This is a genomic window from Mesorhizobium sp. M0848 (assembly GCF_040319805.1).
GTDB lineage: Bacteria > Pseudomonadota > Alphaproteobacteria > Rhizobiales > Rhizobiaceae > Mesorhizobium.
Genome location: NZ_JAMYOM010000011.1, coordinates 1 through 12,616 on the forward strand (window position 1 = coordinate 1; position 12,616 = coordinate 12,616).

Sequence of the window (12,616 nt, forward strand, 5' to 3'; positions counted from 1 at the left end):
CCGCCGTCAGCGACGTCTTGCCATGGTCGACGTGGCCAATCGTGCCGATGTTCACGTGAGGCTTGTTACGCTCGAATTTACCTTTTGCCATTGTCTCTTTCCTTGGACGGCCCGGATCTTCAGTTCGGTCGAAGACCTTCAGTTCAGTCGAATGCGGGGCGATTAGCGACAAAGGCCAAAAAACACAAGCGTCTTTTGGCCGGGTGCCGTCTCACTCAGTCCGAACCATCGATCCGATTGCGGGGATATGACGAAGATATAGGAAGGCTCTGGGCAAAATGAAGGGGTAGCGGGCCGACCGATCGAGGCCGCGAAAGCGCTGGCTTGCTTGCCCGGCCCTGTCTGATTCATGGCCAGGCCATGGACCATTGCCGCCACCACCCGCCTCTGATCTTGTGGCCAGATGCATTTCATCCCTGCCTCTATCCGCGGCCCGCTGTTCATGATCGTCTCGACGGGATCGTATCTCGTCAACGACACGATGATGAAACTCGCGACGGCAGGCCTGCCGTCCTACGAAGTGCTGTTTCTGCGGGGTGCCGCGGCTGCGCTCTGGGGCTTCCCGCTGTTGTTCGCGCTGGGCTACGGCAAGCAGATCCCGCTGATCTTCGACAAGCGCGTACTGAGCCGGAACGTGCTCGAGCTGGCGGCGATCCTTTGCTATGTGGTCGCGCTCGCCAATATGCAGATTGCCGATTCCACCGCGCTCGGACAGATCACGCCGCTCTTGATGCTGGTCGGCTCCTCGATCCTGTTTGGCGAACGGATCGGCAGCCGTCGCATGGCGCTCATCGGGCTCGGTTTCGTCGGCGCGCTGATGGTGGCGCAGCCGACCATGCAAGGCATTTCGGTCTACGCCCTGCTGGCGCTCGGCAACGCAGCCCTCGCGGCGGCGCGTGACCTCGCCGGCCGGCGGGTCTCGGCCGAGGTGCCGGGGATGATCGTGGCGATTTCCGCCGTCGTGGTGGTGCTGATCGGCGCCGGCGCCGCGCATCTGGTTTCAGAGCGCTGGGTCATGCCCCAGGCACATCACCTGCTGCTGATGGCGGGTGCTGGATTTTTCCTGATCTTCGGCCATTTCTTCATCTTCATGGCCTATCGCATCGGACCGACCAGCGCCGTGGCGCCGTTCTACTATTGCTTCACCGTCTGGGCGGTCATTTCGGGCCTGCTGGTGTTCGGGCAGTTCCCCAACACGCTGGCCATTTGCGGCATTCTGCTGGTCGTCGGCAGCGGGCTGACCATCGTCTCGCTGGATCAGCGTCAGCGCCGGCTGGCCGTCGTCGCCTGACGCATGTCGCCCAAAAGGGGCCCCGGTTTTGGGAGAACGACGTGCATAAACAAAACCTGGAGCCTCCGCATCCAAGCACCCGCGCATGAGCAGTTGCCGGGCCGAAAAAGATCGTCTACTCGGCGAAGCATCGTTCGTTCGACGACGACATGATCAATCAGCCAAGGGAGTTCCCCGTGACCGATTTTGACCAGAACAAGAGCTCCGACGCCGAGCACAAGGCCGCTATCCGCAAGTCGCTTGTCGGCTGGGCGGTGTTCATCGCCGGAACGCTGATCTTTTTCGTCGCCGCCGATGCAGTGTTGATGCCATAGACGAGCCGCTGCACGTACAGGCCTGAAGCCGGTCTTGCCTTCGGAAACTCGAAACCTCAGACGATCCGCAGGTGCCTAAAGCGTCCGCCTTGCGCTGAACTGATGGTAGGCCCACAGCACGACCACCGCCCCAACCACCGCGACGATCAGGCTGGAGATGTTGAGACCGGTGACACCCACGCCAAAGATCTGGCTGCAGATCACGCCGCCGACAATGGCGCCGACGATGCCGAGGACGATATCCATGATCAGGCCCTGGCCGGTCTTGTTGACGATCTTGCTGCCCAGGAAGCCGGCAATGGCGCCCAGAATGATCCAACTGATGATACCCATTTTTTCCTCTCCATCCCCTCGCCAGCCGACATTTTCATAGGATTGTCAAAACCTCAAGCCAGCTTGAAATTCTGCCCGAATGCTTCATTGTTGATGAGGGGTCGGGCCTTGGTCGCTATGGAGGATCCACGATGGGACTTTTTGACAACGCCGTTCCCGGCGGCAACATCACCAAACCCCTGATGATCGCGCTCGGCGCATTGCTGGTCGGCAAGATGCTGAGCGGCAGAAGTGCCGAAGAGCCAGAACAGTCTCCCGCGCCCGCTCCGACCGCCCCCGTCCCGACGGAAACCACATCCGCCGATGGTGGCCTGGCTGGCGGATTGGGCGGCCTGCTCGACAAGCTCAGAAATGCCGGCCACGGCAATGCCGCCGACTCCTGGGTCGGCACCGGGCAGAACCAGCCGATCAATGCCAACGATCTTGGCACCGCGATCGGACCGCAGATCATTCGCGAGATCGCGCAACGGACTGGGCTGGACGAGCAGGAACTGCTCAAGCAACTGTCCACCGCCCTGCCCGGTATCGTCGACAGACTGACGCCGAACGGCCAGGTGCCGCAGCAGCACCAGGTCGCCACCGCGTTCAACAGCTGACGCGGCACAGCCACGACAATTGGAGCACTGCGCGCCTCGTGCGCAGTGTTTCGGCTTGCCGGTGATGGGATAAGTGTCTGGAGCGGGTAGCGGGAATCGAACCCGCATATTCAGCTTGGAAGGCTGCTGCTCTACCACTGAGCTATACCCGCGCCGTTCCTGAAGTACCGGATTCATCCGAAAAGCGCCATGCACTTTTCGGTCCGATTCTTGTCACGTTTCAGGGCTTCCGGGCCGGCAGTGGTGGAGAGGGTTGGATTCGAACCAACGTAAGCTAAGCTAACGGATTTACAGTCCGTCCCCTTTAACCACTCGGGCACCTCTCCAGTCTGCCGCCGGAGCCATGCAACGAGGCATTCACGCCGATCCGGACCCGAGTTATGTGTTCTCCGAAACCAGCGCAGCGCCTTATGGCGGCAAGCCCATTGGGTGTCAACCGCGCAACCATGGTTTTTCGTTTCTGTTCGCCGGCTGTGACGGCGGGCCATATCCTTGGCCGGAGGACACAGCTATAGAAGCCAGCCATGAGCGACAAAACCAACACCCCCAAAGACACCCATTACGCCAAGCTGCGCCGCGCCTATCGCGACGAGAAAAGCGGCGGCGCGCCGGCGTTCCGGCCCCGACAGCCGGTTCCGCCGGGCGAAAATGCCGCGGATGGCCTGGTGCGGCTCTACGGCCTGCACACCGTGCGCGCCGCACTCGACAATCCGCGCCGCAAGATTAGGAAGATGCTGGTGACGCGCAACGCGGCCGAGCGCCTCGAAATCGCCGATCTCGCCGCCCTGCCCTTCAAGACCGAACTGGTCGAACCCAGGGACATCGACAAGATCACCGGGTCGGACGCCGTGCATCAGGGTGTGCTGATCGAGGCCGAGCCGCTGAAAGCCAAGCGGCTCGATGCGCTTGGCGACGCGAAGCTGGTGCTGGTGCTCGACCAGATCACCGACCCGCACAATGTCGGCGCTATCCTGCGCTCGGCGGTCGCCTTCGGCGCCGGCGCGCTGATCACCACAGCCCGCCACAGCCCGCAGGAATCGGGCGTGCTGGCGAAATCCGCCTCCGGCGCGCTGGAGCACATCGACCAGATCGAGGTGAAGAACCTCGCCGACGCACTCGGCCAGTTGCACGAGGCCGGCTTCCGCACCATCGGACTTGATTCGGACGCGCCGGCCGAACTCGAAAAGAGCTTTGCCGGAGAAAAGATCGCCTTGGTGCTGGGCGCCGAAGGCAAGGGCCTGCGCCAGAAGACGCGCGAGACGGTGACCACGCTGGCGCGGCTCGACATGCCCGGCGCCATCCATTCGCTCAACGTGTCGAATGCCGCGGCGATCAGCCTTTACGTGGCGCGGGCGTTTTTGAAGCGCGGCTAAGCCAAAAATATCTCGAAACGAGAAACGGGTTCCGACAGACGCCGGAACCCGTTCTTCGACGGGCCAAGAGTTTGCGGCTTGGGAACGTTGCGCCGCCCTCTCCTGACCTATGCCGCTTTGCCCTTGGCGTCGGCTGCCTCGCTGCCGACCTCGAAATTGGCCATCCGCTCCAGCGCCCTGACCAGCGCCGAATGATCCTCCTTGGCGCCGCCATTGGCCGCGCAGGAATTGAACAGCTGCTGAGTCGTCGAGGTGTTGGGCAAGGAAACGCCGAGCGCCTTCGCGCCCTCCAGCGCGAGGTTCAGATCCTTCTGGTGCAGTTCGATGCGGAAACCAGGCGCGAAGGTGCGCTTGACCATGCGCTCACCATGCACTTCCAGAATGCGCGAAGCCGCCAGCCCGCCCATCAGCGCCTGCCTGACCTTGGCCGGGTCGGCGCCAGCTTTCGATGCAAAAACAAGCGCTTCGGCGACGGCTTCAATGGTCAACGCGACGACGATCTGGTTGGCCACCTTGGTGGTCTGGCCAACCCCGTTCGGCCCGACCAGGGTGATGTTCTTGCCCATCTTCTCGAAGACGGGCTTGGCGCGCTCGAACGGCTTTTCCTCGCCGCCGGCCATGATGGTCAGCGACGCCGCCTTGGCGCCAACCTCGCCGCCCGAGACCGGTGCATCGAGATAGTCGCAGCCGAGATCGTTGATCTTCTTTGCGAAGATTTTGGTCTCGATCGGCGAGATCGAACTCATGTCGATGACCAGCTTGCCCTTGGCCAGGCCGGACGCGACGCCATTGTCGCTAAACAGCACATCGGCCACCTGCGGAGTGTCGGGCACCATCAGGATGATGATGTCGGCAGCTTTGGCCACGGCGGCGTGGCCGGTGACGGTCTTCAGGCCTTTGGCGACGAGATCGGCCGGCGGCTTGGAGCGATGGTCGCTGGCGATGACCTTGTAACCCGCGTCCAGCAGATGCCCCGCCATCGGCGCGCCCATGATGCCGAGGCCGATGAAGCCGATGGTTTCCATTGTGGTTCTCCAAATGACTGTGTGAAACGCCCCCTAGTGCTTACGCCGCAGCACTTCCCTGCCCGGCCAACTCCGAAGCCACCCCAAGCCAGCCTCCGTCCCGGCCTTCGGCTTGTACTCAGCCCCGACCCATCCGGCATAACCGATGCGGTCGATATGCTCGTAGAGGAAGGGATAATTGATCTCGCCCGTCCCCGGCTCGTGACGGCCGGGATTATCCGCAAGCTGAATATGCGCGATGCGGCCAAGGTTAGCCTCGATGGTCCGGGCGAGATCCCCCTCCATGATCTGCATGTGATAGATGTCGTATTGCAGGAACAGGTTTTTCGAGCCGACGCGATCGATCAGCGCCAAGGCCTGATCGGAATAGTTGAGGAAGAAGCCCGGAATATCGCGCGTGTTGATCGGCTCGATCAGCAGCCTGATGCCGGCCTGCTCCAGCTTTTCCGCCGCGAAGGCGAGGTTTTCGGCAAAGACATCCTCCAGCACCTTGCGGTCGGCGCCCGCCGGCGCGATGCCGGCCAGGCAATTGACCTGCTGGCAGCCGAGCGCCTGCGCATAGGCGATCGCCTTGGCGATGCCCTGGCGGAATTCCGGCACACGGTCCGGCAGCACCGCAATGCCGCGTTCGCCCTTGCCCCAGTCGCCGGCCGGAAGATTGAACAGCACCTGGGTCAGACCATTCTTCTTCAACCGGGCCGCGACGACATCGGGCGCATGGTCATAGGGGCCGATATATTCGACGCCCTTGAAGCCGGCGCGGGCGGCGGCATCGAAACGGTCGAGGAACTCATGCTCGCCAAAGAGCATCGAAAGATTGGCTGAAAAACGCGGCATTCTTTTTCTCCTTTTCTCCGCCAAGCCTTAGTCCAACATGACGATCGCCGTCGGCGCGTCTTCCTGATTTTCGGCAAGGTCCTCGAATTCGGTGATCTTGTCGATCTCGGTGCCCATGGAGATGTTGGTGACGCGTTCGAGGATGAATTCGAGCACGACCGGCACCTGATGCTCCTTCATCAGCCGCTGGGCCTCCTTGAAGGCACCGGCGAACTCCTCGGGCTTGCGCACCCTGACCGCCTTGCAGCCCATGGCTTCGGCCACGGCAACGTGGTCGACGCCGTAGCCGGCCTCGGGATCGCCTGACCGGTTGATGTTCTCGAAGGCGAGGTCGACCTCGAAGTCCATCGAAAACCCGCGCTGCGCCTGGCGGATCAGGCCGAGATAGGCGTTGTTCACGACGACATGGAGATAGGGCAATTTGTGCTGTGCGCCGACCGCCAGTTCCTCGATCATGAACTGAAAATCATAGTCGCCTGACAGCGCCACGATGGTGCGGTCAGGGTCGGCGGCGCGCACGCCAAGGGCTGCCGGCAAGGTCCAGCCGAGCGGGCCGGCCTGGCCGCAATTGATCCAGTTGCGCGGCTTGTAGACATGCAGGAACTGCGCACCGGCGATCTGCGACAAGCCGATCGTCGTGACATAGGTGACGTCGCGGCCGAACGCCTTGTTCATCTCCTCATAGACACGCTGCGGCTTCAGCGGCACCTGGTCGAAATGCGTCTTGCGCTTCATGGTTTTCTTGCGGACCTGGCACTCCTTCGCCCAACCGGACCAGTCGCGCAGTCTGCCCGCCGTCTTCCACTCGGTGGCGACGTCGAGCAGCATCTTCAGTGCGGCGCCCGCATCGGAGACGACGCCGAGGTCCGGTGCGAAGACACGGCCGATCTGCGTCGGCTCGATGTCGACATGGATGAATTTTTTGCCCTTTGTATAAACATCGACGGAGCCGGTGTGACGGTTGGCCCAGCGATTGCCGATGCCGAAGACGAAGTCGGCTTCCAGCATCGTCGCATTGCCATAGCGGTGCGAGGTCTGCAGCCCGCACATGCCGGCCATCAGCCGGTGGTCGTCGGGGATCGCGCCCCAGCCCATCAAGGTCGGGATGACCGGCACGCCTGAAATTTCGGCGAATTCGATGAGCAGATCCGACGCATCGGCGTTGATGATGCCGCCGCCGGCGACGATCAGCGGCTTTTCAGCCGCGTTGAGCATCGTCAAAGCCTTTTCGGCCTGGGCGCGCGTCATCGCCGGCTTGAACGGCGTCAGCGGTTCATAGGCATCGATGTCGAACTCGATCTCGGCCAGTTGGACGTCGACCGGCAGGTCGATCAGCACCGGGCCGGGCCGCGACGAGCGCATCAGGTGAAATGCCTTCTGCAGCGCCATGGGGACGAGATAGGGTTCCATGACGGTGACCGCCCATTTGGCGACGGGGGCAGCGATGGCTGATATGTCGACCGCCTGGAAATCCTCCTTGTTCAGCCGTGCCCGCGGCGCCTGCCCGGTGATGCACAGGATCGGAATGGAATCCGCAGCGGCTGAATAGAGCCCGGTGATCATGTCGGTGCCGGCCGGACCCGAGGTGCCGATGCACAGGCCGATATTGCCTGCCTTGGCGCGGGTATAGCCCTCCGCCATGTGCGAGGCGGCCTCGACGTGACGGGCAAGCACGTGGCGGACCGTCCCCCTCGCCTTCAGCGCCGAATAGAACGGGTTGATCGCCGCGCCCGGCACGCCGAAAGCGCAGGAAATGCCTTCCTTTTCGAGAACGAGAACCGCGGCATCGACAGCGCGCATCCTGGCCATTTTCCAGCCCTCCACAGGGTTTGTCATTGTTGGATTGGCTAAGGATGTCAGCACGCCGGCTATTTTTCAATTTTTTCAGAATATTTTTTCATTTCTAGAAAACGGCAGCTAGATGCTGATTTTGTTGGATTTTCCGTTTTCCAGGAATTCAGTCGCGGCTTGAGTGAAAAACTTTTTCATTGTGCGTTCGGCGAAATCGTCCGAGAATGACGCCATGGAAACCACCGAAAAACGCCAGCGCGGCCGGCCGCGCGCTTTCAACGGGCCGGAGGCCAGTTCGGTGCAGTCGCTCGATAGGGCGTTGCGCATCCTGGCCATTGTCGCGGAAGGCAGTGGCCTGTCGCTGAGCGAGATATCAGCGCAAAGCGGGCTTGCCGCCTCCACCGCCTACCGCATGCTGACGACGCTGCAAAACCACGGCATGGTGGAATTCGACACCAGCGACCAGCTGTGGTCGATCGGCGTCGAGACCTACCGCATGGGCGCGGCGTTCCTGCGCCGCCGCAAGCTGGTCGATCGCGCCCGCGTCGTCATGCAGGAACTGATGGAGAGGTCAGGCGAGACCGCCAATCTCGGCGTCGCCGAGGATGATTGCGTGGTCTTCGTCAGCCAGGTCGAGACGCATCAGGCGATCCGCGCCTTCTTCCGGCCGGGCACGCGCAGCCCCTTCCATGCGTCCGGCATCGGCAAGGCGGTGCTGGCCCATCTCGAGCCGGAGCGCGTCGGAACCATCCTGCGCAAGGCAGGCCTGCAGCGCTTCACCGACAGGACACTGTCCGACATTTCGGCGCTTGCCCACGATCTGGCGAGGATCAAGCTGCGCGGCTGGTCGGTCGACGACGAGGAGCGGCACCCCGGCATGCGCTGCGTGGCGGCGGCTATCTTCAATGAATTCGGCGAGCCTATCGGTGGCGTCTCGGTGTCGGGACCGACCGTGCGGGTGACGCCGGAGCGGCTCGCCGAGATCGGCCCGCTGGTGCGCGATGCCGCCGCCGAGGTGACGCGGATGATCGGCGGCATCAGGGCGACCTGACGGTCCGATCGTTTCAAGCACAGCGAAAAGAGGGGCTGCGGGGCGCCCCTCTTCTGGCTGATTGAAACGCCACCTCCTCTCAGAGACGGCAGTAGTGGCGATAGCCGTCGTGGCCGAGATAAGTGTCGGAGTCCGCATCATAGCTCTGGTAGCGGTCATAGCAGCGGCGGACGTGCCACGAGCCGCCGCCTTCGTCGACATAGACGGTGCGCGGCTGGGCGAGCAGGCTGCCGAGGACAAAGCCGCCGACGCCGGCCGCAATGCCGATGCCGATTTCGCGGTTGTGGTGATGGCTGTGGGCGGCCGAGGGCTGGACGGTGCCGGCCAGCGTGGCGGCGGCAACTGCAGTGGCGATGAGGCCGGAAACGAGTGTGCTCTTGAACATGACGATCTCCTTGCTTCGTTGACCGAGGCGATCCATCCGCCTCTTGATCATCTGTCGTCGCGGCCAGGAAAAAGGTTCGAATCTTTTTTCGATTTTTCTGGGATCGGGGAAATCGGATCGACCGAGGTCATGCTGACGGCGACCTTGCGAGAGCTTGGCGAAGAAGTTGATGCGGCTGATCTCCCCCCTTGCGGGGGAGATGCCCGGCAGGGCAGAGGGGGGTGCTGTCCCGCCAGCTTGTCAACCAATCAGGGCGAGGCAACCGCACAGACAAATAGAGAAAGTTCATGGGGAAGCCGGTGATCCTTCACACCCCCCTCTGTCCTGCCGGACATCTCCCCCGCAAAGGGGGAGATCGGCAGCTTTGCCGTCCCACCTCACAAAGTGATCGCCCAACGCGAAAAGGGCGGCCGAAGCCGCCCTTTTGGAAGAATGGGTCCCTCCATCAAAGGAAAATGATCACCCTGCCATGCCTGTGGTGATGGTTGTGGTGATGGTTGTAGTGCTTCCACCAGTACTTCTTGAAGTGCTTCTTGTGATGGTTGTAGTTGTGGTGATGGCCGTGCATGCCGTGGGCTGACGACGTGCCGACAGTGCCGGCGAGCGCGCCGGTGGCGACGAAGATGGCGACGAGGCCTGAGGTAAGAGTGCGCTTGAACATGATGATCTCCTGGATCTTTTGATCGAGGCGACCCATTCGCCTCTAACCATCAGTCGGCGCGGCGCGGCAAAAGGTTCGAAAGGCTTGGAGATTTTTTGTGGAGCGCCATTGGCGCAAACGAGCAACGACGGCAAGGACACCAATGAACCGTCGCCCCCTATTCCCCTATTCCCCTATTCCCCTATTCCCCTATTCCCCTATTTCCTCACCCCATCCCCGTGACATGGCGCAGCCAGAAGGCCAGCGCGATGAAGCCGATGATGGTGGTGACGCCGGTCCAGTCGACATTGGCCTTCTTCACATCGCTGATGATCTTCACCAGCAGCATCCAGGCCACGAAGATGATCGGGAGAATGATGACTAATCTGATCATGCGACACCTCTGCGCAAAGCGATTGCACCTTCCCCAGATGTAGGAAGCAATCTAGGGCTTTTCAGGATGCCCTCGCCGACGGGCCACGCGGCATGCCAGGAAAAAACGGAGTTTTGTCTTTACTGGCGCAACAAATATGCTAACCGGAGCGCCGTGCCCTTGTAGCTCAGCTGGTAGAGCAGCGGTTTTGTAAACCGAAGGTCGGCGGTTCGATTCCGTCCGGGGGCACCAGCCTGCCAAGCCATAACCATTAGCATTACCTGATGTTCCATCAAGTAGGCCCGGACCACTTGGGTGAGTACCGATGCGGGTCCGACCAAGGTTGCTTTTCTTCGATCAGCAGCGCGGGGCGCGCTGCCGCTAAGAACCACTAAATCATCGGGCAGCCCTCATGTCCCTTCATTGGTAAGCGGTCTCGGCCGCACAATGTTCAAATCAAACTTGGTTGGCAGGTCGGGTCCCGTATTGTGAATGGCGGTGGTCGTCATTCGATGGACGGGCGGGATGATTACCATCCGGACGTTTCGTTCAGGCCAGAGCGGCTTTCCGAAGATCAGGAACGCGACTGCTATCAGGACGGCGACCAAACCCGCTGCAAATGCGTTCGCAATGATCTGGCCAAGCTGCATGCGCTCTCCGTGAATGATTACCCGCCACGCCAAGCGAGCCGTGGCGGGTAATCAACGAACCGGCGATGAAGGGACGATGATCGACGGCCACGTTCCAAATGTCGAAAAGGCTGTGTTGTTTCAGGGGTCAGACCTTTGCGCCTCGGCATCGGGCTTTAGTCGGACCCAAACAAGGCCTTGGCGGTTGCGTCATTGGCAGAGGGTTGGCGTAGCAGCGTCAACGCGAAGGCCCGTCACTGATCAGCAATGACGGGCCCTGCCTCGAGACCACTTGGCCGGGGGGCTAAGCCAAGCTAACAACCAAACTTCATTTTCAGAACCAGGTTCCCTTGACCAAAAATCGGAGTTTCAGTGGGGCCGCCCCCACTTCCGGGCAGAGGCGGACCGGCCGGGGCTTGGGTGCCTCGACCGGCAGCGGGCACGCTGCCGCTTTTTCCAACCCGCATTGGTAGTTCGTCGAGCTCCCGCCTCCTGTCCTGGATCACATCGCGCTAAGGGCGCCCATCCACAGCGGACCGGAACTATGCCGAGTCTGCCGCGTTGCCGGTCATGACTGACTACAACGAAACCACAAACCCGATCCTGACCGGTTTCAAGGGCCAGTGCCCACGGTGTCAGCAGGGACACCTGTTCGCAGGTTACCTGAAGCTTGCTCCACGTTGTGATGTCTGTGGGCTCGATTTTTCCTTTGCCGACCCGGCTGATGGGCCTGCATTTTTCTCAATGTCGATAGTTGCATTCCCGGCCCTTGCCTTTGCTCTTTGGCTTCAGTTGCGGTTCGAGCCACCTTTCTGGATACACATTCTCACAAGCCTGCCCCTGACCATCGGGGCATGCATATTGTTGCTTCGACCACTTAAAGGCTGGCTCGTGTGTTCTCAATATTTCCACAAGGCAGCAGAAGGTTCGATTGACCGAGATTGGCATGCCGCTGAGGCCGACCGCCAAAGGTTGGAGCCGCACGGTAAATAGATGAGGCATTGGCCCCTGCCGCGTGATATCAATCACCCGCCCCGCAGCACGCGCCAGATATCCGCCCAATAGGCTGTGACAAGCGAGGCCGGCGCCGCCGCAGCCATGCCAGTGACGCCCAAGGCCCCCAGGCCCATCAACTTCCAACGGGTGACCTCGGCAGTTACCGGCTTCACGCCCGTAATATCCCGTTGAGCTTGGTAACAGCGGATTCCATGAGCGAGCGCGAATGCACGTCTTGTTTGAACAGCTTACTCACGCCCGAATGCTCGTTAGAGACGCCGCCGCGATCCGCGCCCATCTGCGCGCGGCCCTTGCGTATCAAACCGTACGTTGAATCCTTCTTGGGTCACGCGTGAGAAGAGAGTAAATAAATCCCTTCGCAGCAAGGGAGGCCGCGATGGTTGAAACGCATATGGAAGTCGCACGCGCGGCTATCGAAACCAGCTTTCGGTTGCGGCACCATTCCCTGGCCGGAACTGCCTCGTTTCGCCGGGATATGGATCACTCCCGACGCGCAATCGAGGCATCACGCGAACTGCTCAAGCGCCTTCGCCAACGTCACCGCGATGACATGGCCCAGGGGTGGGAAGATCCGGGCCCGACTCCTGCTTCCGTCTCCGCCTTCGATGCTGATATTCTTCGCTCTGCATTTCGAGCCCTGGTCAGGGATATGAGCGTGCCTGAATGTCAATGGCGCGATTTGGCTGAGAGCTTGGTCCGCGAATATGTCGGGTGCGAGCAGATCGACGTTGGCCTGTTGGATTGGATCACCCACAAGTAGTCACCAACGCAAAACAGCCCGTCCCGCCCACATTGCCGGTGACACGAAACGGGCTGCGGAAGCCGGCATGCGGTGCTTCCTGCAATCCAACTTTGTGCGCGCACGGTTGTTCCGTCAGCTTCTGCTGACAAGCGGGTACATTCTGCTGCCGTGGCCATTCGACAGTCGCTGGTAGAGTAGACCCGCCGCTCCATTTGCGAA

17 protein-coding genes and 3 tRNA genes are annotated in these 12,616 nt (G+C 61.4%); 8 read left to right on the forward strand and 12 right to left on the reverse strand.

What is annotated here, in order from left to right; all coding sequences use genetic code 11:
• The coding region (locus NKH95_RS14270; protein ID WP_032908143.1) for a GTP-binding protein at positions 1-91 on the reverse strand (91 nt) is incomplete at its 3' end.
• Positions 92-403: 312 nt separating this feature from the next.
• Between NKH95_RS14270 and NKH95_RS14275 the strand changes: the two genes are divergently transcribed.
• Together NKH95_RS14275 and NKH95_RS14280 are read left to right on the forward strand one after the other, a co-directional pair.
• On the forward strand, positions 404-1,291 hold the full coding sequence (locus NKH95_RS14275; RefSeq protein ID WP_023812086.1) for a DMT family transporter: 888 nt from the start codon (positions 404-406) through the stop codon (positions 1,289-1,291).
• 176 nt (positions 1,292-1,467) lie between these two features.
• On the forward strand, positions 1,468-1,605 hold the full coding sequence (locus tag NKH95_RS14280) for a hypothetical protein (protein ID WP_164778452.1): 138 nt from the start codon (positions 1,468-1,470) through the stop codon (positions 1,603-1,605).
• Between the two features lie 75 nt (positions 1,606-1,680).
• Here the strand turns inward: NKH95_RS14280 and NKH95_RS14285 are convergent, their stop codons facing one another.
• Positions 1,681-1,938 carry a GlsB/YeaQ/YmgE family stress response membrane protein gene (locus NKH95_RS14285; RefSeq protein WP_023812088.1) on the reverse strand — a complete coding sequence of 86 codons (258 nt, stop codon included), beginning with the start codon at positions 1,936-1,938 and terminating at the stop codon, positions 1,681-1,683.
• A 131-nt stretch (positions 1,939-2,069) separates the two neighbouring features.
• On the opposite strand from NKH95_RS14285, the gene NKH95_RS14290 reads away from it, so the two are divergent.
• On the forward strand, positions 2,070-2,534 hold the full coding sequence (locus NKH95_RS14290) for a YidB family protein (RefSeq protein ID WP_023812089.1): 465 nt from the start codon (positions 2,070-2,072) through the stop codon (positions 2,532-2,534).
• A gap of 78 nt (positions 2,535-2,612) precedes the next feature.
• Here NKH95_RS14290 and NKH95_RS14295 read toward each other — a convergent pair.
• Positions 2,613-2,686 (reverse strand) — tRNA-Gly (locus NKH95_RS14295).
• 89 nt (positions 2,687-2,775) lie between these two features.
• Positions 2,776-2,860, reverse strand: a tRNA-Tyr gene (locus tag NKH95_RS14300).
• Between the two features lie 198 nt (positions 2,861-3,058).
• Between NKH95_RS14300 and rlmB the strand changes: the two genes are divergently transcribed.
• Complete coding sequence (gene rlmB, locus NKH95_RS14305) at positions 3,059-3,907, forward strand: 23S rRNA (guanosine(2251)-2'-O)-methyltransferase RlmB (protein WP_023812090.1); 849 nt, start codon at positions 3,059-3,061, stop codon at positions 3,905-3,907.
• Positions 3,908-4,014: 107 nt separating this feature from the next.
• Here the strand turns inward: rlmB and NKH95_RS14310 are convergent, their stop codons facing one another.
• From NKH95_RS14310 to gcl, 3 genes are read right to left on the reverse strand one after another with little or no spacing between them, the layout of a single operon-like run.
• Positions 4,015-4,932, reverse strand: a complete 918-nt coding sequence (locus tag NKH95_RS14310) for a 2-hydroxy-3-oxopropionate reductase (protein ID WP_023812091.1) — start codon at positions 4,930-4,932, stop codon at positions 4,015-4,017.
• A 33-nt stretch (positions 4,933-4,965) separates the two neighbouring features.
• Complete coding sequence (hyi, locus tag NKH95_RS14315) at positions 4,966-5,769, reverse strand: hydroxypyruvate isomerase (RefSeq protein ID WP_023812092.1); 804 nt, start codon at positions 5,767-5,769, stop codon at positions 4,966-4,968.
• A 27-nt stretch (positions 5,770-5,796) separates the two neighbouring features.
• The gene (gene gcl, locus NKH95_RS14320) at positions 5,797-7,578 is read right to left on the reverse strand and encodes a glyoxylate carboligase (protein WP_352891832.1); all 1,782 of its coding nucleotides are present in this window, start codon (positions 7,576-7,578) and stop codon (positions 5,797-5,799) included.
• Between the two features lie 214 nt (positions 7,579-7,792).
• On the opposite strand from gcl, the gene bhcR reads away from it, so the two are divergent.
• Entirely contained in the window at positions 7,793-8,611 is an 819-nt protein-coding gene (gene bhcR / locus NKH95_RS14325; protein ID WP_352891834.1) for an HTH-type transcriptional regulator BhcR, read from the forward strand.
• Positions 8,612-8,690: 79 nt separating this feature from the next.
• Here bhcR and NKH95_RS14330 read toward each other — a convergent pair whose 3' ends face one another.
• From NKH95_RS14330 to NKH95_RS14340, 3 genes are all read right to left on the reverse strand, one after another.
• Positions 8,691-8,996: a BA14K family protein gene (locus NKH95_RS14330; RefSeq protein WP_023812095.1), complete on the reverse strand. Its 306-nt coding sequence runs from the start codon at positions 8,994-8,996 to the stop codon at positions 8,691-8,693.
• A gap of 445 nt (positions 8,997-9,441) precedes the next feature.
• The gene (locus NKH95_RS14335; protein ID WP_023812096.1) at positions 9,442-9,657 is read right to left on the reverse strand and encodes a hypothetical protein; all 216 of its coding nucleotides are present in this window, start codon (positions 9,655-9,657) and stop codon (positions 9,442-9,444) included.
• Positions 9,658-9,862: 205 nt separating this feature from the next.
• Entirely contained in the window at positions 9,863-10,030 is a 168-nt protein-coding gene (locus NKH95_RS14340) for a hypothetical protein (protein WP_127268088.1), read from the reverse strand.
• Positions 10,031-10,185: 155 nt separating this feature from the next.
• Between NKH95_RS14340 and NKH95_RS14345 the strand changes: the two genes are divergently transcribed.
• Positions 10,186-10,261: transfer RNA gene (locus NKH95_RS14345), tRNA-Thr, on the forward strand.
• A gap of 158 nt (positions 10,262-10,419) precedes the next feature.
• Here the strand turns inward: NKH95_RS14345 and NKH95_RS14350 are convergent.
• Positions 10,420-10,659, reverse strand: coding sequence for a hypothetical protein (locus NKH95_RS14350; RefSeq protein ID WP_127291337.1), 240 nt, complete (start codon positions 10,657-10,659; stop codon positions 10,420-10,422).
• Positions 10,660-11,208: 549 nt separating this feature from the next.
• Between NKH95_RS14350 and NKH95_RS14355 the strand changes: the two genes are divergently transcribed.
• The gene (locus tag NKH95_RS14355; RefSeq protein ID WP_127291340.1) at positions 11,209-11,631 is read left to right on the forward strand and encodes a DUF983 domain-containing protein; all 423 of its coding nucleotides are present in this window, start codon (positions 11,209-11,211) and stop codon (positions 11,629-11,631) included.
• A 32-nt stretch (positions 11,632-11,663) separates the two neighbouring features.
• Here the strand turns inward: NKH95_RS14355 and NKH95_RS14360 are convergent, their stop codons facing one another.
• Entirely contained in the window at positions 11,664-11,807 is a 144-nt protein-coding gene (locus NKH95_RS14360) for a DUF1515 family protein (protein ID WP_352556259.1), read from the reverse strand.
• A 224-nt stretch (positions 11,808-12,031) separates the two neighbouring features.
• On the opposite strand from NKH95_RS14360, the gene NKH95_RS14365 reads away from it, so the two are divergent.
• The gene (locus tag NKH95_RS14365; protein WP_128305851.1) at positions 12,032-12,415 is read left to right on the forward strand and encodes a hypothetical protein; all 384 of its coding nucleotides are present in this window, start codon (positions 12,032-12,034) and stop codon (positions 12,413-12,415) included.
• Positions 12,416-12,616 lie beyond the last annotated feature (201 nt).

Bases quoted from the DNA above. Each gene is read 5' to 3' on its own strand.
- NKH95_RS14330 (WP_023812095.1), bottom strand. From the start codon at position 8,996: ATGTTCAAGAGCACACTCGTTTCCGGCCTCATCGCCACTGCAGTTGCC.
- NKH95_RS14335 (WP_023812096.1), bottom strand. From the start codon at position 9,657: ATGTTCAAGCGCACTCTTACCTCAGGCCTCGTCGCCATCTTCGTCGCC.
- NKH95_RS14285 (WP_023812088.1), bottom strand. From the start codon at position 1,938: ATGGGTATCATCAGTTGGATCATTCTGGGCGCCATTGCCGGCTTCCTG.
- NKH95_RS14355 (WP_127291340.1), top strand. From the start codon at position 11,209: ATGACTGACTACAACGAAACCACAAACCCGATCCTGACCGGTTTCAAG.
- bhcR (WP_352891834.1), top strand. From the start codon at position 7,793: ATGGAAACCACCGAAAAACGCCAGCGCGGCCGGCCGCGCGCTTTCAAC.
- NKH95_RS14340 (WP_127268088.1), bottom strand. From the start codon at position 10,030: ATGATCAGATTAGTCATCATTCTCCCGATCATCTTCGTGGCCTGGATG.
- rlmB (WP_023812090.1), top strand. From the start codon at position 3,059: ATGAGCGACAAAACCAACACCCCCAAAGACACCCATTACGCCAAGCTG.
- NKH95_RS14365 (WP_128305851.1), top strand. From the start codon at position 12,032: ATGGTTGAAACGCATATGGAAGTCGCACGCGCGGCTATCGAAACCAGC.
- NKH95_RS14310 (WP_023812091.1), bottom strand. From the start codon at position 4,932: ATGGAAACCATCGGCTTCATCGGCCTCGGCATCATGGGCGCGCCGATG.
- gcl (WP_352891832.1), bottom strand. From the start codon at position 7,578: ATGGCCAGGATGCGCGCTGTCGATGCCGCGGTTCTCGTTCTCGAAAAG.
- NKH95_RS14275 (WP_023812086.1), top strand. From the start codon at position 404: ATGCATTTCATCCCTGCCTCTATCCGCGGCCCGCTGTTCATGATCGTC.
- hyi (WP_023812092.1), bottom strand. From the start codon at position 5,769: ATGCCGCGTTTTTCAGCCAATCTTTCGATGCTCTTTGGCGAGCATGAG.
- NKH95_RS14290 (WP_023812089.1), top strand. From the start codon at position 2,070: ATGGGACTTTTTGACAACGCCGTTCCCGGCGGCAACATCACCAAACCC.
- NKH95_RS14350 (WP_127291337.1), bottom strand. From the start codon at position 10,659: ATGCAGCTTGGCCAGATCATTGCGAACGCATTTGCAGCGGGTTTGGTC.